A 23,807-nucleotide genomic window follows, 5' to 3' on the forward strand; every position below is an offset into this window, starting at 1 on the left:
CAGGAGAGCGAGCGGCATCGTCGTCCGCGCACGCCTCAGCCCAGCCGACCACCGGACTCGCGCAGGTAGCAGGACGCGCACAGGGACTCGTAGGTCACGGCCACGCCGTCGATGGCCACCTGGTCCCCCTCGAACACGAAGTTTTCCCCCACCTTGCGCGTGTTGAACACCGCCTTGCGGCCGCAGCGGCAGATGGTCTTGAGCTCCTCGAGCGAGTGGGCGAGTTCCATGAGCCGTTCCGAACCCGGGAAGGAGCGCGTGCGGAAGTCCGTGCGGATGCCGTAGGCCATCACGGGGACGTCCAGCAGCACGGCGATCCGCAGCAGGTCGTCCACCTGCTCGGCCTCCAGGAACTGCGCCTCGTCCACGAGCAGGCACGCCACGGGCTGGGCGTCCACGTGCTCGAGCAGCGCGTCCGGGTCGTCGCCCAGGGAGTGCCGCTTGAACAGCTCCATGGCGCTCTCGCCGGGCTGGATCAGGAAATCCACCGTGCGGGTGACACCCAGGCGGGACAGGATCTGGTCCTCGCCCTTGGTGTCCACGTGCGGTTTGGCGAGCAGCACCCGCTGACCGCGTTCCTCGTAGTTGTAGGCGGCCTGGAGCAGCGCCGTCGATTTGCCGGAGTTCATCGCGCCGTAGCGGAAGTAGAGCTTGGCCACGGTCGGTCAGTCTAGCGACGCCGTGGCCGCGACCGTACCCCGCCCCACCGCTGCCGGGGCGACGCCGCAGGGCTGGTTTCTGCGGCCCCGGCACCGGTCCGGGTGGGGGCTGCGGGCGCGGCCTCAACCACGCAACGTCGCCCGCAGCCACGCCTTCGAGGGGTGGGGCCAGCGCTGCACCCGGCCGTCCTCGGAGGTGGCCTCCACCGCGTACTCGATCTCCCCGGAGCCCGGGCCCTGCGGCAGGTGGGCCGTGTACTCCCCGTTCAGCGCGGTCTCGCGCATGGGCGTGCGGGTGGTCTCCGCGTCGCCCGCCCGGCGGCTCAGCAGCGTCACCGAGGCCACCCGGGTGCCGCCGCAGCCCTCCGCGCGCACGCGCACCAGGGAGGGGTTCTCGGGCCCGGGGCGGCGCACGGAGACGTGCATCATCCGCGGGTCGAACACCCCGCGGACGCGGCAGTGCAGCACGTCCCCGTCCCGCCATCCGGTGGGGCCCGTGTTGCGGGGGTTGCGCACCGCGTGGGGCTCCTTGTCGAAGGAGAACGTGTACCCGCGGACCTCGTAGCCGGGCATGGCCGCGCGCCACTGCTCCAGGGCCGTTTCATCCTCCGGGATGCCGTAGCGCGGCACGTAGACCACGTGGTTGAGGATCACCGAGTTCACGTACGGCGCCAGGCCGCCGTGGGGACTGATGCCGGTGTCCATGCGCAGGATCTCGAAGGGCCGCCCGTAGCGGGTCAGCAACGGTTCCAGGTGCTCGGTCACGATCGCGTCGTAGCGCTCCCGCAGCGGGTGGTCGGCCGGCGGGCGCAGCACCAGCAACCGCTCCTCGTCGAGGACCTTGAGCAGGCAGTCCGCGTGCTGGATGCCCCAGTCCTCGTAGTCGGGCAGCACCACGTGCTCACTCATGCCCGTGGCCGCGGCGGCGTCCTGGCGCACCTCGTCCCACGTGGCGCCGTCGAACGCGTTCTCCGCCACGAGCACCTCGGTGCTGATGAGCAGGTCGTGGCCGTCCGAGAGCACGTTGCCCCCGGTGAAGGCGTGCGGGAGCTTCTCGAACGGAAGCCCCAGCGCCCTGGCGAGCGCGGGCTGGGCACGCTGGTCCACGGGCTCGTACTCCAGCGCCGCGAGGGGCTCACGGTCCGCGTTCTGAAGGGGCGCGCCCGGTTCGTGGGCGGTGAACGGGGTGGCGTAGACGTACCGCGGGCCCACGCACCACAGCTGACCGTGCTCGTCCATCACGGGGTGTGGGCCCCAGTCGCGCACCCACACGGCGTCGTCGCCCTGCGGCGCGCGGACGAACGTGACCCGGTCCGGGGAGACGCCCTGGGACGCGAACCACGCGGCGGCGTCGGTCTCGGAGGCGGCGTCCGTCACGAGGACCCACAGGTGCGCATCCAGCGCGAGGTCCCGCAGCAGGGCACCCGGCAGCGCCGCGGGCCAGGTGACGAAGGCCCCGAGCGCGGGCTCCCATTCGGCGACAAGTCGTTTCTTCACAGGGTCCACCATTCCACGTCGGCGGGAGATGTGGCTCACCCGGACGGTTCATGTGCTGCACCGTCCGGGGACGGGCGGGGTGGGCTGATGCCCGCGGGGGCTGCTGTGCTTCACACGCGTTCCGCGCCCGCCCTGCGCGCCGCCGCGAGTGCGAGCGCCAGCGAGACCAGCGCGACCACCACCATCGTGGTGGCCCATGCCCACGCGCCCACGCCCGCGGGGAAGGCGATCAGCGCCGTCGTCAATGCGCCCAGGAGGTACTGCGCGGCGCCGATCAGAGCCGAGGCGGCACCCAGGTTCTCGCTGACCGAGGACATGCACAGCCCCATGAAGGCGGGTTCGCACGCACCCAGGCCCAGCAGACCGAGGCTCATGCCGAGCGCCACGAGGAGCAGCGAGGCCGAGGTGAGTGAGGCCGTCAACGCGACGGCACCGCCGAGCGCCATCGTGAGCACCCCCAGGGTGCCCAGCCGGGCGCTCGAGAGCTTCCCGGCCAGCCTGTGGGCCAGGACGGCACCGAGCAGCGCGGCGACACCGGTGACCCCGAAGACCAGGCCGAACTCGGTCTGCTCCAGGCCGTAGTGGCCCTGGTACACGTAGGACGCACCGCCCAGGTAGCAGAACAGGAACACGAATGCTCCCGCGAGCGCCCCCAGGGGCAGCAGGATGCGGCCGGAGCGCAGGTGTCCCCCGTACGCGCGCATGACGGGCGCGAACGAGAGCACGGTGCGACCCTCCACGGGCAGGGACTCGGGCAGCCACCGGAAGGCGACCGCGAAGGCGAACGCGCCGATCCCGGCCATGGCCACGAACACGGGGCGCCATCCGAGGTGCCCACCGATCCAGCCGCCCAGGGTCGGGGAGATCATGGGAACCACCGCGCTCACGGTCATCAGCACGGCGAACGCACGGGTGGCCGCCTCACCCTCCGCGCGGTCCCGCACGGCGCTGTTGACCACCACGAACGCGATCGCGGCGCCTGCGCCCTGCACCATCCGCGCCAGCACGAGCACGGCCACGTGGGGGGCGGCCGCGGCCAGCAGGCAGCCCGCGACGAACAGTCCCAGGCCCAGCAGCAGCGGACGACGCCGCCCGAACGCGTCCGTCACGGGTCCCGCGACCAGCTGACCGGCCCCGAGCATGACGAGGTACCCCGTGAGCGTGAGCTGCACGGTCCAGGACGGGACGGCGAAGTCCCGGCCGATCTCGGGGAGGGACGCCAGGTACATGTCGATCGCGAACGGCCCCACGCCCAGCACGGTGGCCAGAGCCAGCAGGAAGGAACGCGGGGGTGGGGTGGTTCGAGGATCTACCGTGGAGGAAACGGTCGAGGTGGTCACGGCGGTGCCTTTTCACGTCGTGCGGCCCGGAGAGCGGGGGAACCCGTTCAGGATAGGCAAATTTTATACAGTCGTACAACTTCAGGGAGTGATGAGGGTGCCCACACGCCAGCCGCGCGGTGCTGCCCGCCGCGCCGAGATCCTCGCCGCCGCCGGTGAGCTGCTCGCCCGGTCCGGCACCGCGGCCGTGACCCACCGCCAGGTGGCCGAGCGAGCGGGGGTCTCCCACGGGTCCATCCGCTACTACTTCGACTCGCGGGATGCGCTGCTCATGGCGTGCCTGCAGGAGATCGAGGCGGAGCGCTCGGCGGAGGCGGAGCGGGCCCTGGCCGAGGCCGCGGCGGAAGCGGATGCCCCCTCGGCGGAGGACACCGCCCGGCGGCTGATCCGCTGCCTCTCCGGGGCGAGCCTGAGCGACAGTGCCCTGCGCGGCGGACTGTGCTGGCTGGTGGACACCACCCGCGAGAGCGGGGACCTCAGCGCGGAGCTCTCCCGCGAACGGCGCGTCCTGGAGCGCCAGGCGGAGGAGATCCTGCGCGTCAGTGGTTTTCCGCAGGCCCCCGCCGACCTCGCGGTGGCCCTGGGTGAAGGCATCATGCTCAAGATCCTGGTGGAGGGCCGCACGCACATCGCCGCCGGAGCCACCGAGGCACTCGGTCGCTTCCTCCGCCAGTACCGGGAGTAGCTTCCGGACCCCCGGGCGGGACGACGCCGCCCACCACACGGCCCGGCGCCGCTCGCGTGCCGCCCGCACCACCGGGCAGGACACATTCCCCGCCCGGTTCGCGGGTCACCGGGTGCATCCGGTCCAATGGGACGGGTGTCAGCCCTCAGCGTGTCCCTCGTCCTGCTGGCCGCCGTGGTCCACGCCGTCTGGAACATCCTGGCCAAGGGCGTCCGCGGCAACGGCACCCTGTTCGTGTGGTGGTACGGGCTGGTCTCCGCGGTCGTGCTGATCCCCGTGAGCCTCCTTGAGCCGGGGGCGTGGCAGTCGTGGGGCTGGCCGCTCGTGGGGGCCGCCGTGGTCTCCGGGGTGCTGCACACCGTGTACGGCACCGCTCTGCAGACCGGGTACGACCGCGCTCCGCTGGGCGTGGTCTACGCCGTAGCCCGCGGCACCGGGCCCATGATCACCATGCTCGTGGCGGTCCTGTTCCTGGGCGAGCAGCTCTCCCTCACGGCCGCCACCGGGGCGATCGCCGTGCTCGTGGGCGTCGCCGTGGTCGCCACGTTCGGCACACCCACCTCCACCCGGGACGACGACGCCCCGCCGCGTTCATCCACCGCATCGGATCCCGGCGCGGCCACCGCGCACGACGCCGCCCCGCTGGACTTCCCCGCGTCCGGGACGCCGGGCCCGAAGGATCCGGGCGGGCCCTCGCCGGAGGGCGGCTCCCCCGCCAGGCCCGCCCGCGGCTCCGCCCTGACCGGCGTGCTGTGGGGTGCCGCCGTGGGTGCGTGCATTGCCGGGTACACCCTGTGGGATGACCACTCGATGGCCGGCCTGGACCTGCCGCCCGTGCTGTACTTCGCGCTGACCTCCGCGGTGCTCGTGCTGACCCTGACCCCCAAGGCGTGGCGGCAGCGCGGACGGCTGGTGGAGTCCTGGCGGCTGGACCGGAACCGGATCGTCGCGGTGGGCCTGCTGTCCCCGCTCGCGTACATCCTGGTGCTCTTCGCCATGCAGTCCACCCCGGTGGCGCTCGTGGCTCCCCTGCGGGAGTCGAGCATCGTGGTGGGCTCGCTGCTCGCGTGGTGGATCTACAAGGAGAACCGCCTGGTGCCGCGGCTCATCGGCTGCGCCGCCGTGCTCACGGGCATTGCGCTGATCTCCGCCTGAGGCTGCTCCCCCACTCGCCCGGACACCCCCGGGGAGACTGGAAGACCAAGGCCACCGGGCGGCGTCGTCCAGCAGCGCGCACGAGAAACTTGCCGCGGCATGGAATAAGGCCCCGCCCGGGGCCGTTGAGACAGACATGACCACAATGAAGGCGCAGACATATCAGCAGTACGGCGACCCCTCCGTCCTGGAGCTCACGGACCAGCCCATGCCCAAGGTGGGCCCCGGTGAGGTCCTGGTGCAGGTCAAGGCCGCGGGCATCAACCCCGTGGACTGGAAGGTCATGTCCGGCGGGCTCGATCCCATGATGAACGCCCAGTTCCCGGCGATCCCCGGCTGGGACGTCGCGGGCGTCGTCGTGGGCAAGGGCTTCGACACGCCCAGCGTCTCCGAGGGCGACGAGGTGATCGCCTACGCCCGCAAGGACTGGATCCACGGCGGTACGTTTGCCCAGTACGTCTCCGTCCCCGTGCGCGCACTCGCCCCCAAGCCGAAGAGTCTTTCCTGGGAACAGGCCGGAGGGCTGCCGCTCGCGGGACTCACCGCGTACCAGGTGCTCACCCGACTGGGTCTCGCAGAGGGCAAGACCGTGCTGATCCACGCGGCCTCCGGTGGTGTGGGGAGCATGGGCGTGCAGATCGCCAAGGCGTTCGGCGCGCGGGTGATCGGCACGGCGTCGGCCAAGAACCACGACTATGTGCGCGAGCTCGGCGCCGAGCCCGTGGAGTACGGTGACGGCCTCCCGGAGCGCGTCAAGGAGCTCGCCCCGAACGGTGTGGACATCGTCGCGGACTTCGTGGGCGGCGTCGTGGAGGACACCGTGGCCGTGCTCGCCGACGGCGGCCAGCACGGCTCCATCGCGGACCCCGAGGTGGAGGAGCACGGCGGGCACTACATGTGGGTCTCCCCGGATGCCGAGCAGCTTGCCGAACTCACTCGCCTGGCCGAGGACGGCAAGCTCACCGTCCGCGTGGACAGCACCTTCCCGCTCGAGCAGCTCCCGGAGGCGTTCGCGGCCAGCCAGGAGGGCCACGCCGTGGGGAAGATCGTGCTGACGGTCAACTGAGCCGCGGAGCGCCCCGGGGATCGTCTCGACCTCAGCGACGCGATCCCCGGGGCGTCCCGCGCAGGCCGGAGCCTCGCAGCTCCGGCCACATCACGACGATGCCTCGTCGCAGAGCACCCGCGGCGAGGCATCGTCGTGCACGGAGCCGTGCGGCGTCGTCGCCCGGGACCGTGTGGTCGGGCGCGGCGGCCGCGCGGCGGCGCGGATCAGCGCGGCGCCATGCGCAGGGCGCCGTCCATGCGGATGGTCTCGCCGTTGAGGTAGTCGTGCTCCACGATCATCCCGGCCAGCAGCGCGAACTCCGCGGGCTGCGCCAGGCGGTGCGGGAACGGCACGGACTCCGCGAGCGCGGAGCGGTAGTCCTCCCCCACGCTGCCGAGCATGGGGGTGTCCACGATGCCGGGGGCAATGGTCATCATGCGCACACCGCGCGAGGAGAGGTCACGTGCGGCCGCGATGGTCAGGGAGTGCACCCCGCCCTTGGACGCCGCGTACGCCGCCTGTCCGATCTGGCCCTCGAACGCCGCCACGGACGCGGTGTTGATCACGAGCCCGCGCTGCCCGGCCTCGTCCACCGGATCCTCCGCGGTCATCACCTCGGCCGCGAGCGCGAGCACGGTGAACGTGCCCACCAGGTTGATGCGCACCACGCGGTCGAACAGGGCGAGGTCGTGCACACCGTTGCGGCCCACCACGCGCGCGGACGGCCCGATGCCCGCGCAGTTCACCACGGTGCGCAGCGGCGCGATCTCCGCGGCCCGGGCGACGGCGGCCCGCACCTGCTCCTCGTTGGTCACGTCCGCGGCCACGTACGTGAGCCCCTCGACCTCCGGTGCCTTCTCGATGCCGCCCGGAAGGTCGATGCCCACGACCTTAGCGCCGCGGGAGATGAGCTCCGCGGCGGTGGCCGCCCCCAGCCCCGAGGCCGCCCCCGTGACGATCGCCGATGTTCCCGTGATGTCCATGTCCGCTCCTGCCGTTGTGATGCGCGGCGCACGACGCCGCTCGGTTGCTGTCCCGGCCGATCGTACGGGGCCGGGATCGCCATGTTCTTTGTACCCCGATATTTTCAGTGACACGCACCACACACGCCCTGCCCGGTGCAGTACCGTGAGAAAAAGTTCTCATCCGGACCTCGCGCGGCCGCACCGCCCCGCTGAACACCGTGGTTCACGGGCGCGGCACGGGGGTCCCCGCACTGGAACGAGGATCCCATGAGTGAGACCGCCGCACCCCAGCCCTCCGCGTCCGAGCAGCCCGGCAGCGGACGCTCCGTCACCGAGCGCTTCCGCGCCGCGCGGGACCAGCTGCTGCGCCTGCGCACGGACCTGGACGCCGCCCACGCCGAGTTCGAGTGGCCGCGCTTCGAGCACTTCAACTTCGCGCTGGACTGGTTCGACGCCCTCGGTGCCGGCGAGGAAGCGGACCGCGAGGCCCTCGTGATCGTGGAGGAGGACGGCACCCAGACCCGCCGCACGTACTCCCAGCTCTCCCGCCGTTCCTCGCAGCTGGCCACCTGGTTGCGGGCGCGGGGCGTGCAGCGTGGGGACCGGGTGATCCTCATGCTCGGCAACCAGGTGGAGCTCTGGGAGACCATGCTCGCGTGCACCAAACTGGGCGCACCCATGATCCCCACCACCGTGATGCTCGGGGAGAACGACCTCCGGGACCGCGTGGAGCGCGGCAACGCCTCGTGGGTGGTCACCTCCCACAGCAACGCGCTCAAGTTCGCGGACGTGCCCGGCGACTTCACGATCATCCAGGTCCCGGACCAGCCGGACCACCGCGTGCGCCCCACCTCCGGGGCCTTTGCCTCCGCCAACCCAGCCGCGGACGACGACGCCGGCCCGGCCGGTTCCGCGGGCCCCGGCGCCTCCGGGGGCGCCGCCTCGTCCGCCTCCGGCGCGGACTCCTCCTCGGACGCCACCCCGGGGGATGCCGCGAGCACCGCAACCGGTGCGGGCGGTGGGGACGGCGGCGCAGCGGCGTCGTCGTCCGGGAACGTGGAGCTGGCGCCGATCGGTGCGCACCGCGTGCTGGACTACGCGCGGTCCTTCGACGGGCCGGAGACGTTCGAGGTGCTCGAGCCCTCGCCCGCGGACGCCACGCTGCTGCTGTACTTCACGTCCGGGACCACGTCCCTGCCCAAGCTCGTGGAGCACACGAACACGTCCTACCCGGTGGGGCACCTGTCCACGATGTACTGGATCGGCCTGGAGCCCGGGGACGTGCACCTGAACGTGGCGTCGCCGGGGTGGGCCAAGCATGCATGGTCCAACTTCTTCGCGCCGTTCATCGCCGGTGCCACCGTGTTCCTCTACAACTACACGCGCTTCAACGCCGTGGCGCTGATGGATCAGATGGAGCGCGAGCACGTGACCTCGTTCTGTGCGCCGCCCACCGTCTGGCGCATGCTGATCCAGTCGGACCTGAGCCACCTGAAGAACCCGCCGCGCAAGACCGTGTCCGCGGGTGAGCCGCTGAACCCGGAGATCATCTCGCGCGTGAAGGCCGCCTGGGGCACGGACATCCGGGACGGGTTCGGGCAGACGGAGTCCTCCCTGCAGATCGCCAACACCCCGGGCATGCCCGTGAAGCCCGGATCCATGGGGCGGGCGCTGCCGGGCTACGACGTGGTGCTGATCGACCCGAACACGGACCAGGAGAGCGAGACCGAGGGCGAGCTATGCCTGCGGCTGGACCCGCGGCCGATCGGGCTGACCCCCGGCTACCACGGGGACCCGCAGAAGACCGCGGACGCGTTCCGGGACGGCGTCTACCACACGGGCGACGTGGTCTCGCGGGACGCCAGCGGGGTGTTCACGTACGTGGGCCGCGCGGACGACGTGTTCAAGGCTTCCGACTACCGGCTCTCTCCGTTCGAGCTGGAGTCCGTGGTGATCGAGCACCCCGCCGTGGTGGAGGTGGCCGTGGTCCCCTCCCCGGACCCCATCCGCCTGGCGGTGCCCAAGGCGTACGTGGTGCTCGCGGACGGCCACAAGCCCACCGCGGAGACCGCCGAGAGCATCCTGCACCACTGCCGCGTGAACCTCGCCCCGTACAAGCGCATCCGCCGGCTGGAGTTCGCCGAGCTGCCCAAGACCATCTCCGGCAAGATCCGCCGGGTGGAGCTGCGCCGCCGGGAGTCGTTGCTGCACCCGGACACGCTGGGGGACGCCGAGGCGGCGTCGGGCGGGTCCGGCGAGTCCGTGGAGTACGCGGACACGGACTTCCCGTCGCTGCGGGGTGAGTGAGCTTGGTGGCTGACATCAGCTCGGTGTGGCACCGGGAGCTGACACCCGAGCAGACCGACCAGCTGGGGCAGCTCTTCGATGCGGAGTACGGAACCGACGAGGGGCCGTGGAACCCTGACGCACCCTACGGCTACGCTCCCGCCGAGCTGCACGTCATGGCAGTGGAGGGCGGGAGGGTCGTGGGTCACGTGGGCACCCAGCGGCGGATGATTTCCGTGGGTGACCACGAAGTGCTGGTTGCAGGAACAGGCGGAGTGCTGGTCTCCCCCTCGCATCGGGGCCAGGGCCTTGGTGCGCGGCTGCTCGTTGCGGCGCAGGACGCCGCCCGATCCATTGCACCGGCCCACTACGGATACCTCGGTTGTCGAGAGGAGGTAGTCCCGTTCTACGAGTCGTGCGGGTACAAGCGCATTGAGGTCACCGAGCGATTCCGTTCCCGCGACGGTTCCAGCCAAACGGTGGAAGAAACAGGCGCCCCGGTGATGGTGTGTTCTGAAACGCGCGATGTGGGCACCTGGCCGCAGGGCAATGTCGATCTTCGAGGTCGCTGCTGGTGATTCCCTGCAGTGCTCCCGCGGAGCGAGCGGTCCGTGTCACCCCGCCTTCCACACCATGACCCCGTCATGCTCTCGTCCGGGGACCGCTAAGAACCCTTCGGACTCATAGAGGTCTCTCGCGCGGTTGCCGTCCTCCACGGAGAGGCTGACGCGGTCGTGCCCGCGAGCGGCGCTCTCCGCGAGAAGTCGTCGGAGCAGACGACGTCCGTGCCCGGCACCCCGGCGTTCGGGGGCCACCCACAGACTGGCTTCCGGAACGTCAGCGGCAACGAACCCGTACCCGGGGTTCCCCGTGCCCAGGAACTGCGCCCAGGCCACGCCGACGACGCCCGAAGGGTCCACCATGATGAAGCCGAAGTCTCCGCGCTCAGGTTCGAACACCGTGTAGTGGGCGATTGCGGGATCGGCAAGAACCTCCTCGCGCGAAAAGCGTTCTCCGCGCCAGTTCACGTTGCCCAGGGTGGCCGCACGGAGAGCCTCGACGTCCCGACTCGACAGAGGTCGGACCGACGAGAGGTCTTGATGGTTCATGGGACACTCCTTCAGGGATCGTGAGGCCCCATCGGTGAGGCACTTATCAACGAGCCCAAGACTCGACCGTTCCGCCCTGCCCCCCACTCGTAGCACGGAGAATCATCCATGGGAAAGACCCACAACTTCTACCACCGGGCGTGCGATGTCGCCGCCGGGGAGAACATCGTGGGGATCACCGTGGCGGAGGACGGACGGGTGGCACTGGAGTACGGCGAGTTCCCGGAGAACCTGCGGTGCAACTGGGCGGGGTTCCTCTACGACCTGTCGCTGACTCCTGCAGTGCTCGACGACCTGCACCCGGACCTCCGGGTCGTCTCGGCGCACCTGCAGGAGGGGTACGGGCACGTCGTGGTCTCGGACGGCACCGCGCGGCGTGAGTACCGCTGCGAGATCGTGGCCGTGGACCGCGGGCCCGTGTCCCTCGAGATCCTCCCCTTCGATCCGGCCGTCGAACCGCAACGTGGCAGCGCCTACTGGGACGGTCTGACCCCCACGGGCTTCATGGAGGAGCTGAGAGGCAACTTCCCCGATGGGGAGCCCCTGGGGCCGTACCTGAACTCGGTGCGAGCACCGCGCCGCCCGACCGCCGAAGGGGGGCGTCGGGCGTAGGCTGGCCCGGCGTCGTCGCCCCCGGATGACGACGCGATCATCCCCTCGCCCCGAAAGGCCCCCGTGAGGACCACCGCGCCCGTCAAAACCCCCGAGACCGCCACCCCCGAGAATCGGATGGGCTGGGTGGGACTCGCGCTCACCCTGGGGATCCTGGTGGCCGGGCTGCTGTGGGCCAAGTGGCTCCCGTACGACCTCAAGGCCCACAAGCTAGCCGAAACCGGTGTGTGGGACGGCAAGGCCATCTTCGGCGCAGCCGGTGCCACGCCCTCTTGGCAGGGCACGTTCGACTTCACCGTGGTCTACCTCAAGGCCGTGTGGAAGGCCGCACTCGTGGCGCTGCTCGTAGCCGCCGCACTGGAGTCCCTCGTGCCGCGCCGCTGGCTGCTGGGCGCGCTGAGCCGCCGAACCTCCTGGGGACAAGGCGTTTCCGGCGCCCTGCTGGCGCTGCCCAGCATGATGTGCACATGCTGCACGGCCCCCGTGGCCATCGGTCTGCGCCGCTCCGGCGCGCCCGCGGGCGCGACCGTGGCCTACTGGCTGGCCAACCCCCTGCTCAACCCCGCGGTGCTCGTGTTCCTGGGGCTCACCCTGTCCTGGCCGTTCGTGACCACTCGCGTGGTGGTCGGCATCGTGGTGGTGCTGATCGCGGCCGTGCTCGTGAGCCGACGCTTCTCCACCGTGCAGGTCGAGACCCCCGAGGCCCTGCCCTCCGACCCGCGAACGTGGGGCGAGATGCTCTCCCGCTTCGGCAGGGCACTTGGCCGCTACCTGATGGTCCTGGTCCCGGAGTACGTGCTCCTGGTGGTGCTCGTCGGGTTCTTCTCCGGGTGGCTCTCGGACTTCGCGGCCCTGAGCCAGCACGCCGGGCCGCTCGCACTGCTCCTGGTGGGCGTGATCGGTGCGGCACTGGTGATCCCCACGGGCGGCGAGATCCCCGTGGTCGTGGGTCTCACCGCCGCAGGCGCCGGCTACGGCGTGGCCGGGGTCCTCCTCATCACCCTGCCCGGGCTGAGCATTCCGTCCATCGTGATGGTCGCCCGCCACTTCGGGATCCGCACCACCCTGCTCGTCACCGGGTGGGTCGTGGTGGGCGGCCTGCTGGCGGCCGGGCTGCTCGTGGCGCTGACCTGACGACGCCGCCCGCACCCGTCAGGCGTCGGCTCGCCTTGGCGCACACCACCCCGTGCCGTGACTGTACCTCGGGGGTATCGTCCCTGACATGGATGACTCCAGCGTGGGTGCTCTCATCGGCATCGTCATGTCCGTCGTGGTGCTCGGCGTGATCTTCACGGTCACCCGCATGGGAGCCAACGGGGACATGGGGCGGAACGGGGCCGTGGGCATCCGCACTAAATCCACGCAGCGCAGCGACGAGGCGTGGCGCGCCGGTCACGCCGCAGCCTTCCCCGTGGTCAGAACCGCGTGTCTCGTGGTCCTGGTCCTCGACCTGGTGTGTCTGGCTCTGGTCTTCCTGGGACCCGCAGGTCTGGTCCCGTGGCTCGGGATCATCCCACTGGCCGGAATTCTGGTGGCGGTGGTCTTCATGGCGCGTGCCGCCAAGAAGGGGGCCGACGCCGCTCCTCGAGCTCCGCACCCGTGAGCACTCGCGCCTGCGGGTCACCGCCACGACACCGCTAGCCGCCTCGCCGGGCAGGGCGACGGGACGCGGACCGGGGTGCGGTGAGGCACCCGGGCGCGGTGCGGCGCCGTCGTTCTCCGGGACGAGGGTGCGCGGTGCGTCAACCCGCGATGAGCGCGTAGATCCCGCCCAGGAACACCACCCCGTACGCCGAACCCGCGATCAGCTGCGACCACGTGTGGGCGCGCAGCACGCGGCGGCTCACGCACACCGCGAGCGCTACCGGGATGAACAGCAGGCCCCACGGCCCCCATGTGACGGGCAGGATCACCGCGGTGCCGCCCATCATCATGCCGTGCACCGATATCTTCCACCGCGGGCTCACGAGGGCCACCACCGCGCTGGCCGCGAGCGTGGCCGTGAGCAGCCCCACGATCTCCACCGGGCCGTGGAACACCAGCGTGATCATGAGAAAGACCGCCACCAGGATGAACGTCCCGATCATCACCGGGCGGCGGTGCTCCTTGACGCTCACGTGGTGATCCGTGAGCACGCCGCGGCGGGCCAGCACGGTGACCGTGGCGAGCGAGACTCCGCACACGGCAAGCGCGGCCGCCACGCCCCACAGCAGCGCGGCGAGGGTGCCGTGGCTGCTCCACGAGAGCACGACCAGCAGGGCGGCCAGCACGAGCGGGGCCTGGAAGACCTCGGAGAGGACGACCGCCCAGGTGGGTGCCCGTTCACCCGGGGCAGGGTCCGCGGATGCGGAGCCGGGGGCGTGGCCCGGACGGGCGGCGTTGCCCGGGGCCGTTGCCCGCGGCGTCGTGCGGCCGGGCCCGCTGCCCGCGCCGGAAGCACGGGACCCGGTGGCGTCGGCAGGGTCCGGGCGCAGCGGCGCCGTCGGCCCGTCGTGGCTGCTCACGCGCGGATCAGACGTCGAGCGTCTCGTAGGTCTCGTGCTCGTTGTTCGCCAGGGCCGGGATCGCCTGCCCCACGCCGAACTGCGCGAAGTGCTCCGAGCCCACGTGCGCCTTGAACGCGGCCTTGTCCTGGTACACCTCGAAGATGCGGAACACGGTGGGCTCCTCCGGGCTCTGGTACGCCTGGTAGTAGAGGTTCCCGGGCTCCTCGCGCGAAGCGGGTGAGAGCTCGGCGAGCGCGGCACGCACGGTCTCCTCCTCGCCGGGCTTGGCGGTCCAGGTGGCGCTGCAGACAAAAGCCATGGGATGTCCCTTCTCGACGACGACGCCGGGTCCACCCGGCCCCGCTCATGCTACCGACCCGCGGCGGGCGCCGTTCGGCCGCGACCGGTCCGGGCGGCGTCGTACCGCCCGGCGCGCCCGTTCGCTCAGTGCGCGGACGCGGAAGCCGTGGAACCCTCTCCGGCGGCCGCGATGCCGTCGCGCTGGCGTGCCGGGAAGACCCTGCGCCTCCTCCGGGCGCCCCCGTCCACGATGCGCGTGCCGGCGAGATCGCCGGTGACGTTGCACATGGAGCGCACCATGTCCAGGAGGGCGTCGATGCCGGCCACGAGCGCGACCGGACCGAAGGGCAGTCCCGCCTGGGTGATCGCCAGGGACAGCATGATGAGCCCCGCCCCGGGCACACCGGCGGTTCCCACGGAGGCGAGCACGCCCACGAGTGCCACGCTGATGAGCTCCGTGAGGCTCAGGTGCACCCCGGCCACGTTGGCGACGAAGATGACGGCCGCCCCCACGTACACGGCGGTGCCGTCCATGTTGATGGTGGCGCCCAGGGGCAGGGTGAAGCCGTAGACGCCCTCATCCACACCCATCTTCTCCGCCGCGCGCATGGACACCGGCAGGGTGCCGCTGCTGGAGCGCGTCACGAAGGACATGAGCATGGGCTCCTTGGCCGCGGCGAAGAACCTGCGCACGGAGTGGCCGAACACCAGCAGGATCAGGCAGTACAGGAGGATCTGCACGGCCACCCCGCCGTACACCGTGGCCGTGAGCACGGCCAGCGGCGCCAGCGCGTCCATTCCCGTCTCACCCAGGGTGACGGCGAGCAGCGCGAACACGCCGATGGGGGCGTACTCCAGGATGCCGCGGATCGCGACGAACGTGACCTCCGCACCGGCCTCGAAGAACCGCCGCATGTTCTCCCCGAGCCCGGCCAGTCGCTCGTCCTCGCTGCTCCTGAGGACACCCAGGGCCAGTCCGAAGACCAGGGCGAAGAACAGGACGGCCAGCATGTCCCCCTCGACCATGGCGCTGATGGGATTGGTCGGGACGATGTTCATCAGCACCTCGTTGAGAGGGGGTGCCTCCTTCGGTGCCGACTCGGTGCCCTCCGGCAGCGTCAACCCCGCGCCGGGTTGGAAGAGGGAGGCCAGAGCAAGCCCCAGGGTGATGGCCACCATGGTGGTCAGCGTGTAGTAGACCATGATCTTCACGCCCACCCGGCCGAACTGCCCGGCACTGCCGGAGGACACTCCGGCCACCAGGGTGAACACCACCACGGGGACCACCATCATCTGCAGCAGGCGGAGGAACACCGTCCCCAGGGGTTTGACCACCGCGATGTCCGGGCCGACCAGCAGGCCCACCACGGCACCGAGCACCAGGGCGATGCCGAGCTTGTAGATCAGCGGGAACGCCAGGTAGCGCCGCCACCAGCTCCGGTTCTTCTCGGTAGACACAGTCACAGGTCCTTTCCTCGCCCGGCTGAGGGCATGCAGATGGGCGGGCGCGGCGATGGGATGCGCTGTCACCACGGGGCGAGCCCCCGGATGACGGCCCCGGTCACGGTAGCAGGGGCCGCGATCCGATCCGTCGCACGGCGACGCCGCGTGCTCGCGCTCGGTCCCGACGTTCTCCCCACCGGCGCCGGACGGGGCGCTTGAGCGAACCGAGGACCGTGGTGTGCCACGCCGCCCCACCGTTGCCCGTTGCCTCGGGCCGGGGGATCATGGGCCCACAGCACTCCCGTGAGAGGAACGGCCCCGTGACAAAACCGTCGACCGTCCGCATGTTCAACGAATACGGCTGCAGCTGGCCCTTCTGGGGAGAGGACGGTCTCCTGAATGAGGAGGACTTCCAGCTCCCCCCTGACCTCACGGCGGACATCCTGGCCTGGACCCGGAACTTCAACCAGCACTTCGACTACGAGAAGGGATGGCCCACGGCGGAGCAGCGCGAGGCCCACCGCCGTGAGGGCGAACGACTCGCGGGGAGGGTGCAGGACGCGGTGGGCCCGGGAGTCACCATCCACTTGAACATGTGGGAGGCGAACGTCGACGAACCACGCCTCCCATGGTGGAGGAGGGTCTTCCGCTCACGCGCCGAGCGCGCTTGAGAACCCTGCCTGGTTGATCACGTAGGCACTTCCTGCCTGTCGCACGGCCCCGCGGGACTCGCCCGCATCCCCCCACCTCCGCCGTCCCGCCCCGTCCGGCCGTCAGGATGGAGGCATGATTCAGATCGAGCACCTGACCAAGCGCTACGGCGGGTTCACCGCGGTGGACGACATCTCCTTCGTCGCCCAACCCGGCCGGGTCACCGGCTTCCTGGGCCCGAACGGCGCCGGGAAGTCCACGGCGCTGCGGATGCTCACCGGCCTCACGCCGGCCACTTCCGGTGCTGCGACGGTGCTCGGCCGCCGCTACTCCGAGCTGCCGAATCCCAGCCGTCACGTGGGTGTGATGCTCGACGCCGCGGCGCAGCACCCCGGGCGCACCGGCCGGGAGGTCCTGCAGCTGGCGGCCACGATCACGGGGATGGGCAGGGCCCGCGTGGACGAGATGCTGGACCTCGTGGGGCTCGAACGCTCGGAGGCGCGCCGCCGCGTGAAGAACTACTCCCTGGGCATGCGCCAGCGCCTCGGTCTGGCCGGAGCGCTCATGGGCCGCCCGCAGGTGCTGGTCCTGGACGAGCCCGCCAACGGCCTGGACCCGGCGGGCATCCACTGGATGCGCGGACTGCTGCGGGACTTCGCGGACCAGGGCGGCACGGTGCTGCTCAGCTCGCACCTGCTGCACGAGGTGGAGCTCATCGCGGACGACCTCGTGATGATCGGCGGCGGCCGGATCGTCGCGCAGGGCGGCATGAAGGACCTCCTCGCCACCCGCCCGGGGTGCGTGGCCGACGCCGAGGACCGCGCCGCCTTCGCCAACGCCCTGAGCGCCGCCGGGATCCCCGTCGCGGGGCGCGCGGACGGGGCCGCGGACATCGAGGCCGACGCCGCCCGCGTGGGTCGGGTGGCCCTCGACGCCGGCGTGCCCCTGACCCTGCTGCGCCCCGCGGACGGCACCCGCCTGGAGGACATGTTCCTGCAGCTCACCGCCGACACCGCCCGGGGCGATCGGGGCGTCACCACGTCCTCCCGTGACGCCGCGGCGTCCGGGGCGACCGCGCCGGATGCATCACCCGCACAGCCGTCATCGCCCCAGGACACGCCCACCCGAGAGGAGCCCACCGCATGAGCACCGCAACCACCACCACGGCCCCCTGGGGCCACACCGAACCGACGGGTCGCGGGCTCTCGTTCCTCACCCTGCTGCGCGTGGAGCTGCGCAAGCAGGTGGACACGCGCGCCGGGCGCGGTCTGCTGATTGCCATCGGCGTGCTCACCGCGCTGGCCCTGGGACTGTTCATGTGGGCTTTCCGGGACTCCGGCGCACCCCTGTCCGCGCTGCTCTCCGTGACCACCACTCCGCAGGGCCTGCTGCTCCCCGTGCTCGGCATCATCACCGCGTGCAACGAGTGGAGCCAGCGCACGGCCCTGATCACCTTCACGCAGGAGCCCCGCAGACTCCGCGTGGTTCTCGCCAAGCTGCTCTCGGCAGTGGTGCTGGGCACCATCGCGGTGGCGCTGGCCTGGGTCCTGGCCATCGCGGCGTTCCTGATCCTTGCCGCGGTGACCGGCCAGTCCCTGAACCCGGATCCGGACTGGGGCCAGCTCGTCGGGGTGTGGCTGACGCAGCTGATCGCGGTGCTGCAGGGTGTGGCCTTCGGGCTCGCCCTGCTGTCCGTGCCCATGGCGATCGTGGCCTACTTCGTCCTGCCCGTGCTGTTCTCCGCGGTGGCGGCATTCGTACCCGCCATCCGGGACCTCGGGGCATGGGTGAACGTGAACGCGGCCGCTACCCCGCTCACCGAGGGTCTGGATCTCACGGGGGAGCAGTGGGCCCAGCTGGGAACCTCCGCGCTGCTGTGGATCGGCCTGCCCCTGCTGATCGGGATCTGGCGGGTGCTCACGCGCGAGGTGAAGTAGCCCCACGGCCCGCTTTGCCACGAACCGGTCCCGCCCCTCCGGGGTGAGGGCCGGTTCGCGCTGGTCGCTCAGCGATCCGTGCCGGATACCGGCCGTTCCAGCCGCACCACCCGGTCCGCCAGCTCGGTCACGTCCGCCTCGTCGTGGGTGATCACCACCGCCGTCCGCCCGGCCAGGATCCGCTGCAGCACACTGCGCATCCGTGGCCGGGCGGCCACGTCCAGGGCGCTCATGGGCTCGTCCAGCAGGATCACGCGCGGGTCCGCCGCCAGCACGCGGGCAATGGCCACGCGCTGGGCCTGACCGCCGGAGAGCTCGTCCGGGCGCCGGTCCGCGAACTCCCCGGCGCCCACCTCGCGCAGCCACCGCCGCGCACGACGCCGCCCGTCAGCCTTCCCCGCACCCCTCGCCCTGGGACCGAACGCCACGTTGTCCTGCACGCTCAGGTGGGGGAACAGCAGCGGCTCCTGGGCCATGAGGGCCACCCCGCGGCGGTGCGCCGGGACCCACACGGGCCGCTCCCCCGGCCCCGTGCCGACCACGCAGTGCTCGCCCACGTGCACCGCTCCGCGGTCCGGGGGCAGCAGCCCGGCGATCGTCCCGAGCACCGTGGACTTGCCCACACCGTTGGGTCCGAGCAGCGCCACCGTGGTTCCCGGCTCCACCGTGAACTCCGCGACCACCCGCCGCTGCTCGTGCACCACGGACACCCGGAGCGCATCCGCGGTGCTGGTGGTCCCCGGCGCCGAGTCGCACCCATCCGGCGTCTCGAAGCCTCGCGGGGGCTCCGCACCGGTCTGCTCCGCGGAGCCACCCTCACGTCCCCGGGCCCCGGCTGCCTCTTCCTGCTCCGGCGGTTCAGCCGCGCCGTCCCTGCTAGCCCACCGGGCGAGGTTGGTGCGGAAGCCGGCGCCGCGGCGTCGTCGTGCGGGCGCGCTGACGCTGACCACCAGCAGCGCGACGAGGACGAGGAGCAGGGAGAGGGCCACGGCGGCGTCGGGGTCGGTCTCGCGCTGCAGGTAGATCTCGAGTGGGAGGGTACGGGTGATGCCCTCGAGGCTGCCCGCGAACGTGAGGGTCGCCCCGAACTCGCCCAGGCAGCGCGCGAAGGACAGCGCCGCCCCGGAGAGGACAGCGGGCGCCGCGAGCGGCAGGGTCACCCGGAAGAGGGTGCGCGTGGGTGAGGCACCGAGCCCGGCGGCCACCTGCTCGTAGCGGGTGCCCGCGGTGCGCAGCGCCCCCTCCAGGGACACGACCAGGAACGGCAGCGCCACGAAGGTCTGGGCCAGCACCACCGCGACCGTGGTGAACGCGATGTCCACGCCCGCGGATGCCAGGGGACGGCCCAGGAAACCCGTGCGCCCGAAGGTGTACAGCAGGGCGATGCCGCCCACCACCGGTGGGAGCACGAGCGGCAGGAGCACCAGGGACCGCAGCAGTCGCACCGCGCGGGCCGTGGAACGGGCCAGGACCAGGGCCAACGGGCACCCCAGCACCAGGCACAAGGCCGTGGACGCGAGCGCGGTGCGCAGACTCAGCCCGAGCGCGGCCACGGAGGACTCACTGGTGAGCAGCGCCCCCAGGTGCGCCCAGTCGATGCGCAGCAGGATGCCCACCAGCGGCAGCAGGATCAGCAGCGCCCCCACCGCCGCCGGCAGCACCACCCAGCGCGGGGTCGCGGTGAAGCCGCGGATCACGGTGCGCCGAAGCCCGCGTCCTTCAGGACCTCCTGGCCTCGCTCGCCCGTGACCAGGTCCACGAACTCGGTGGCGAGCTGCGGCTGCTCGGACTTCTTCAGCGCGACGACGGGGTACTTGTTGACCGCCTCGTCCGTTTTGGGGATGTCGATGCTCGTGACCTTGTCACCGGCGGACTTCGCGTCCGTGACGTACACGATCCCGGCGTCCGCCTGACCGGACGTGACCTTGCCGAGCACGTCCGTCACGGCGTTCTCCTGGCTCACGGGCTTGAGCTCCACACCGTCCGCCTTCTCCACCTTCTTGGTGGCCGCACCGCACGGCACCTCCGGGGCGCACGTGACCAGTTTGACGTCCTTGTCCACCACGTCCTGGAAGCTCTCGATGCCTGCCGGATTGTCCCTGGGCACCACGAGAGTCAGCACGTTGGTCGCGAAGATCTTCGGATCCCCCTGGGCGAGGTCCGCGTCCGTGAGCTTCTTCATGTTCTTCTGGTCCGCGGAGGCGAACACGTCCGCCGCCGCTCCCTCGGTGAGCTGCTGCACGAGTCCCGAGGACCCGCCGTAGTTCACGTCCACGGTCACGCCGGGGTGGTCCTTCTCGAACTCGTCGGAGAGCTGGTCGAAGGACGTGGTCAGGGACGCCGCCGCGGACACCCGCAGGGTCTTCTCCCCGCCCCCGCCCTGCGACGACGACGCCGAGGCATCCCCTCCCCCGCTCTGCCCACCGCACCCGGTGAGCAGCAGGGCGCCCAGGCCCACCGCGGTGAGGAGGGTCGTGAGGCGGCGCTGGCCCGGGCGGGCGGCGCCGCAGGCAGCGGCCCCCGGAATGCTCTCGTGCCCGTTCGCCATCACTTGCGCCCCTCCGTCTCCACGATGACCGCGGTGGACTTCACCACGGCCGTGGCCACGGACCCCGGTTCGAGTCCGAGCTCCTCCACCGCCTCCGTGCTCATCAGCGACACGATCCGGTGGGGACCGCACTGCAGCTCCACCTGGGACATCACGGGGTCCGACTTCACGGCGGTCACCAGCCCCACCAGCCGGTTGCGGGCGGAACTGCTCACGCGCGCGGGATCCTCGGGGCTCACGGCGTTGCGGCGGGCGAGCTCGGCGAGCTCCGCTCCGTCCACCACGGTGTGCCCCACGGAGTTCTTCTGTCCGGTGAGAGCGCCCTGTTCGATCCAGCGCCGGACGGTGTCGTCGCTGACACCCATGAAAGTAGCGGCCTGGGCCACACGGAGGAAGGTCATGGGCTCATACTATCCGCAGATACGGGCCATCCCCGGGGATTACTCCGCAGAAGCGGAACCCTCACCCTCGCCCCGTTTGAGAATTCAATGCAGCTACTGCCACTTTTCCGCCCCCAGCGGGCAATGTCTGCACTTGATCCTGGGGCGCGGCGATGACGGCGCCGCTCCCCACCTTGCGGGGAACGGCGCCGTCCTGCGCGTGCCCGTCAGCACGTTCCGCGTGGTGGAGCAGTTCCGCCACCGGCTCACCACCGAGCGGTCCGGCGTCCCGTGGAGCGGTCATCCTGCAGCGACCCCTCCGGGGTCAGACCCTGCGCCGCTCGGTCTCGGGCTCACTCGTGGGAGAAGTTGGGCTTCCGCTTCTCCGTGAAGGCCGCCATGCCCTCCTTCTGGTCCGCGGTGGAGAACAGGCCGTGGAACACGCGGCGCTCGTACTGCAGACCGGTGGCCAGGGTGGTCTCGTACGCGGTGTTGACCGCCTCCACGGCGTGCTGGGCCACCGGCTTGGACATGCTCGCGATTTTCCCGGCCACCTCAAGTGCGGTGTCCATGAGGGAGTCGGCGGGAACCACGCGCGAGACCAGCCCGGAGCGCTCGGCCTCCTCGGCGTCCATCTGGCGGCCGGTGAGGATCAGATCCATGGCCTTGGCCTTGCCCACCGCGCGCGTCATGCGCTGCGTGCCGCCCATGCCCGGAATGACACCCAGTGTGATCTCCGGCTGGCCGAACTTGGCGGTGTCCGCGGCAATGATGAGGTCGCACATCATGGCGAGCTCGCAGCCGCCGCCGAGCGCGTAGCCGGCCACCGCCGCGATCTTCGGGGTGCGCAGCCGGGCGAAGGTGTCCCACTCGGAGAAGAAGTCCTCGCGGTACATGTCCGAACCGGTCTTGGAGCCCATCTCCTTGATGTCCGCACCGGCGGCAAAGGCCTTCTCGGAACCGGTGAGCACGATCGCGCCGATCTCAGCATCACGGTCCAGCTCGGTGGCCGCGGCGAGGACGTCGTTCATGGCCTGCATGTTCAGCGCGTTCAGCGCCTTGGGGCGGTTCAGCGTGATCACGCCCACGCGTCCCTCGCGGCGGACCAGGATGGTTTCGTAGCTGTTTTCGCTCATGTGTCCAGCATCTCACGACGGCACCGTGCCCCACCTCACACGGGCGGGCGGCCCCGGTGGGCGTGGCGGCGGCGTCGTCAGTCGCGGTGGGAGACGTCACGTGCCCGAAACATGCGGTCGCTAGCATGGCGGCATGCGTGAATTGCAGGCACAGATCATCGCCGAACTCGGGGTGGCCCCGCAGATCGACCCGGAGCAGGAGGCGGCGCGGCGCGTCGACTTCCTGTGCGACTACCTCCGGGCGACGCACACCAGGGGCTTCGTGCTGGGCATCAGCGGCGGCGTGGACTCCACGCTCGCGGGGCGGCTCGCACAGCTGGCCGTGGAGAAGCTGCGCGAGGACGAGATCCCCGCGGAGTTCGTGGCCATGCGCCTGCCCTACCGCGCCCAGCAGGACGAGGACGACGCCCAGGCCGCGCTCGCCTTCATCGAGCCGGACCGGGTGATCACGTACGACGTCGCTCCGGCCGTGGACGGGTTCGAGGCCGCCTACGCCGCGGCCACCGGCGAGCAGCTCAGCGACTTCACGCGCGGCAACACCAAGGCCCGCGTGCGGATGACGGCGCAGTACGCGGTGGGCGGGGACCACAACCTGCTGGTGATCGGCACGGACCACGCGGCGGAGTCCATCACGGGGTTCTTCACCAAGTTCGGGGACGGCGGCGCGGACCTGCTGCCGCTGGCCGGGCTGGACAAGGGGCAGAACCGGCAGCTGCTGGAGTACCTGGGCGCCTCGGAGCGCCTCGTGGGGAAGGTCCCCACCGCGGACCTGCTCAACGACAACCCCGGTCGCACGGACGAGGACGAGCTGGGCCTCACGTACGAGGACATCGACGACTATCTGGAGGGCAAGGACGTCCCCGTGCAGGTGGCGGAGAAGCTGGAGCAGATCTTCCTGCGCTCCCGCCACAAGCGCACCGTGCCGGTGACCCCGGCGGATGAGTGGTGGCGGGAGGGCTGATTCCGCCACCAACCGGGCGGACCCCGCTCCAGACACACACCAGCGAGTCTGCACAATCACAAGTAGGGTGATAGTTGCGTCCCCATCAGAGGACGTGCCCCCATCGAAGGAGAATCCGCGATGCGTAAGACCGCAGCTACTGCCGCTCTGTCCCTGGCCATCCTGTCCGGCGTGTCCGCCCCGGCCATGGCCGCCACGGAGAGCCCCGCTCCCGCCTCCAGCCAGCAGGAGGACAAGGGCCACGGCAACGCCGGCCTGTGGGGTCTGCTCGGTCTCGCCGGTCTGGGCGGCCTGCTGAAGAAGAACAAGACCGTTCCCGTGGAGCGCAACCACAACGTCGGCACCACCGACCGCACGCACACCGCGGGTTCCACGGATCGCGGCCACACCACGGGCACCACCAACGTGGACGGCACCGACCGCACCGGTCGCTGATCGACACTCTGCTTGGCAGTTCTCCTGATCCGGAACTGCAGCCAGGGGCCCACTCGTTCGCGAGTGGGCCCCTGCGCCGTTCTCGGCCCCCGTGCCCGGCTGGCCCCATGTCCACGCGGCCAGTGCGATCGCCACCAGCAGTACCCACCACATCAGGGCGCCGGCCCCACGTCC

At 71.1% G+C, this 23,807-nt stretch carries 25 protein-coding genes; 13 read left to right on the forward strand and 12 right to left on the reverse strand.

The annotated features are described in order from the left end of the window. Window positions 1-35 precede the first annotated feature (35 nt). The 3 genes from C1C97_RS06965 to C1C97_RS06975 all read right to left on the reverse strand — a co-directional run bounded on the left by C1C97_RS06965 (window position 36) and on the right by C1C97_RS06975 (window position 3,496). Entirely contained in the window at window positions 36-659 is a 624-nt protein-coding gene (locus C1C97_RS06965) for a thymidine kinase (protein WP_110919915.1), read from the reverse strand. A gap of 123 nt (window positions 660-782) precedes the next feature. Then, complete coding sequence (locus tag C1C97_RS06970; RefSeq protein ID WP_121030847.1) at window positions 783-2,156, reverse strand: agmatine deiminase family protein; 1,374 nt, start codon at window positions 2,154-2,156, stop codon at window positions 783-785. 110 nt (window positions 2,157-2,266) lie between these two features. Further along, window positions 2,267-3,496, reverse strand: coding sequence for a Bcr/CflA family efflux MFS transporter (locus tag C1C97_RS06975; protein ID WP_110920667.1), 1,230 nt, complete (start codon window positions 3,494-3,496; stop codon window positions 2,267-2,269). Between the two features lie 91 nt (window positions 3,497-3,587). On the opposite strand from C1C97_RS06975, the gene C1C97_RS06980 reads away from it, so the two are divergent. From C1C97_RS06980 to C1C97_RS06990, 3 genes are all read left to right on the forward strand, one after another. Then, a complete protein-coding gene (locus tag C1C97_RS06980; RefSeq protein WP_121030849.1) occupies window positions 3,588-4,181 on the forward strand; it encodes a TetR/AcrR family transcriptional regulator in 594 nt (197 codons plus the stop codon). 126 nt (window positions 4,182-4,307) lie between these two features. After that, window positions 4,308-5,336 carry a DMT family transporter gene (locus tag C1C97_RS06985; RefSeq protein WP_121030851.1) on the forward strand — a complete coding sequence of 343 codons (1,029 nt, stop codon included), beginning with the start codon at window positions 4,308-4,310 and terminating at the stop codon, window positions 5,334-5,336. A gap of 145 nt (window positions 5,337-5,481) precedes the next feature. Further along, a complete protein-coding gene (locus C1C97_RS06990; protein WP_199712230.1) occupies window positions 5,482-6,402 on the forward strand; it encodes an NADP-dependent oxidoreductase in 921 nt (306 codons plus the stop codon). 206 nt (window positions 6,403-6,608) lie between these two features. On the opposite strand, the gene C1C97_RS06995 is transcribed toward C1C97_RS06990, so the two are convergent. Next, the gene (locus C1C97_RS06995; RefSeq protein WP_121030855.1) at window positions 6,609-7,367 is read right to left on the reverse strand and encodes an SDR family NAD(P)-dependent oxidoreductase; all 759 of its coding nucleotides are present in this window, start codon (window positions 7,365-7,367) and stop codon (window positions 6,609-6,611) included. 249 nt (window positions 7,368-7,616) lie between these two features. Between C1C97_RS06995 and C1C97_RS07000 the strand changes: the two genes are divergently transcribed. Further along, a complete protein-coding gene (locus tag C1C97_RS07000; protein ID WP_121030857.1) occupies window positions 7,617-9,656 on the forward strand; it encodes an AMP-binding protein in 2,040 nt (679 codons plus the stop codon). 5 nt (window positions 9,657-9,661) lie between these two features. Further along, window positions 9,662-10,213 (forward strand): GNAT family N-acetyltransferase, encoded by a 552-nt coding sequence (locus C1C97_RS07005; protein WP_233542795.1) that lies wholly within the window; start codon window positions 9,662-9,664, stop codon window positions 10,211-10,213. Window positions 10,214-10,249: 36 nt separating this feature from the next. On the opposite strand, the gene C1C97_RS07010 is transcribed toward C1C97_RS07005, so the two are convergent. Beyond that, a complete protein-coding gene (locus C1C97_RS07010) occupies window positions 10,250-10,744 on the reverse strand; it encodes a GNAT family N-acetyltransferase (RefSeq protein ID WP_121030861.1) in 495 nt (164 codons plus the stop codon). A 108-nt stretch (window positions 10,745-10,852) separates the two neighbouring features. Between C1C97_RS07010 and C1C97_RS07015 the strand changes: the two genes are divergently transcribed. The 3 genes from C1C97_RS07015 (at window position 10,853) to C1C97_RS07025 (ending at window position 12,959) form a co-directional block, all read left to right on the forward strand. Continuing rightward, entirely contained in the window at window positions 10,853-11,356 is a 504-nt protein-coding gene (locus C1C97_RS07015) for a hypothetical protein (protein ID WP_110920661.1), read from the forward strand. 63 nt (window positions 11,357-11,419) lie between these two features. Continuing rightward, a complete protein-coding gene (locus C1C97_RS07020) occupies window positions 11,420-12,490 on the forward strand; it encodes a permease (protein ID WP_121030863.1) in 1,071 nt (356 codons plus the stop codon). Window positions 12,491-12,578: 88 nt separating this feature from the next. Next, entirely contained in the window at window positions 12,579-12,959 is a 381-nt protein-coding gene (locus C1C97_RS07025) for an SdpI family protein (protein ID WP_110920901.1), read from the forward strand. 139 nt (window positions 12,960-13,098) lie between these two features. Here C1C97_RS07025 and C1C97_RS07030 read toward each other — a convergent pair whose 3' ends face one another. From C1C97_RS07030 to C1C97_RS07040, 3 genes are all read right to left on the reverse strand, one after another. Continuing rightward, window positions 13,099-13,860 (reverse strand): hypothetical protein, encoded by a 762-nt coding sequence (locus tag C1C97_RS07030; RefSeq protein WP_233542796.1) that lies wholly within the window; start codon window positions 13,858-13,860, stop codon window positions 13,099-13,101. A gap of 7 nt (window positions 13,861-13,867) precedes the next feature. After that, window positions 13,868-14,161, reverse strand: a complete 294-nt coding sequence (locus C1C97_RS07035) for a putative quinol monooxygenase (protein ID WP_110920900.1) — start codon at window positions 14,159-14,161, stop codon at window positions 13,868-13,870. A 125-nt stretch (window positions 14,162-14,286) separates the two neighbouring features. Beyond that, window positions 14,287-15,600, reverse strand: coding sequence for a dicarboxylate/amino acid:cation symporter (locus C1C97_RS07040; protein ID WP_233542797.1), 1,314 nt, complete (start codon window positions 15,598-15,600; stop codon window positions 14,287-14,289). 305 nt (window positions 15,601-15,905) lie between these two features. Here C1C97_RS07040 and C1C97_RS07045 point away from each other — a divergent pair, with 305 nt between their 5' ends. From C1C97_RS07045 to C1C97_RS07055, 3 genes are all read left to right on the forward strand, one after another. After that, on the forward strand, window positions 15,906-16,256 hold the full coding sequence (locus tag C1C97_RS07045) for a hypothetical protein (protein WP_233542798.1): 351 nt from the start codon (window positions 15,906-15,908) through the stop codon (window positions 16,254-16,256). A 115-nt stretch (window positions 16,257-16,371) separates the two neighbouring features. Continuing rightward, a complete protein-coding gene (locus tag C1C97_RS07050) occupies window positions 16,372-17,382 on the forward strand; it encodes an ABC transporter ATP-binding protein (RefSeq protein ID WP_121030867.1) in 1,011 nt (336 codons plus the stop codon). Continuing rightward, window positions 17,379-18,173 (forward strand): hypothetical protein, encoded by a 795-nt coding sequence (locus C1C97_RS07055; RefSeq protein ID WP_110920864.1) that lies wholly within the window; start codon window positions 17,379-17,381, stop codon window positions 18,171-18,173. The genes C1C97_RS07050 and C1C97_RS07055 overlap by 4 nt, the downstream gene beginning before the upstream one ends. A 68-nt stretch (window positions 18,174-18,241) precedes the next feature. Here the strand turns inward: C1C97_RS07055 and C1C97_RS12715 are convergent, their stop codons facing one another. From C1C97_RS12715 to C1C97_RS07075, 4 genes are all read right to left on the reverse strand, one after another. Then, window positions 18,242-19,870, reverse strand: a complete 1,629-nt coding sequence (locus tag C1C97_RS12715; protein WP_110920863.1) for an ABC transporter permease — start codon at window positions 19,868-19,870, stop codon at window positions 18,242-18,244. Beyond that, window positions 19,867-20,721: a molybdate ABC transporter substrate-binding protein gene (gene modA / locus C1C97_RS07065; protein ID WP_121031430.1), complete on the reverse strand. Its 855-nt coding sequence runs from the start codon at window positions 20,719-20,721 to the stop codon at window positions 19,867-19,869. Before modA ends, C1C97_RS12715 begins: the two co-directional genes overlap by 4 nt. Then, a complete protein-coding gene (locus C1C97_RS07070; RefSeq protein WP_110920569.1) occupies window positions 20,721-21,122 on the reverse strand; it encodes a TOBE domain-containing protein in 402 nt (133 codons plus the stop codon). Before C1C97_RS07070 ends, modA begins: the two co-directional genes overlap by 1 nt. A 332-nt stretch (window positions 21,123-21,454) precedes the next feature. After that, complete coding sequence (locus C1C97_RS07075) at window positions 21,455-22,237, reverse strand: enoyl-CoA hydratase (protein ID WP_110920570.1); 783 nt, start codon at window positions 22,235-22,237, stop codon at window positions 21,455-21,457. 133 nt (window positions 22,238-22,370) lie between these two features. On the opposite strand from C1C97_RS07075, the gene nadE reads away from it, so the two are divergent. Together nadE and C1C97_RS07085 are read left to right on the forward strand one after the other, a co-directional pair. Continuing rightward, window positions 22,371-23,198 (forward strand): ammonia-dependent NAD(+) synthetase, encoded by an 828-nt coding sequence (gene nadE, locus C1C97_RS07080; protein WP_110920571.1) that lies wholly within the window; start codon window positions 22,371-22,373, stop codon window positions 23,196-23,198. A gap of 120 nt (window positions 23,199-23,318) precedes the next feature. Beyond that, window positions 23,319-23,633, forward strand: coding sequence for a hypothetical protein (locus C1C97_RS07085; RefSeq protein ID WP_121030869.1), 315 nt, complete (start codon window positions 23,319-23,321; stop codon window positions 23,631-23,633). The last annotated feature ends 174 nt before the right edge of the window (window positions 23,634-23,807 follow it).

It is taken from the genome of Kocuria tytonis (genome assembly GCF_003226895.2).
GTDB lineage: Bacteria > Actinomycetota > Actinomycetes > Actinomycetales > Micrococcaceae > Kocuria > Kocuria tytonis.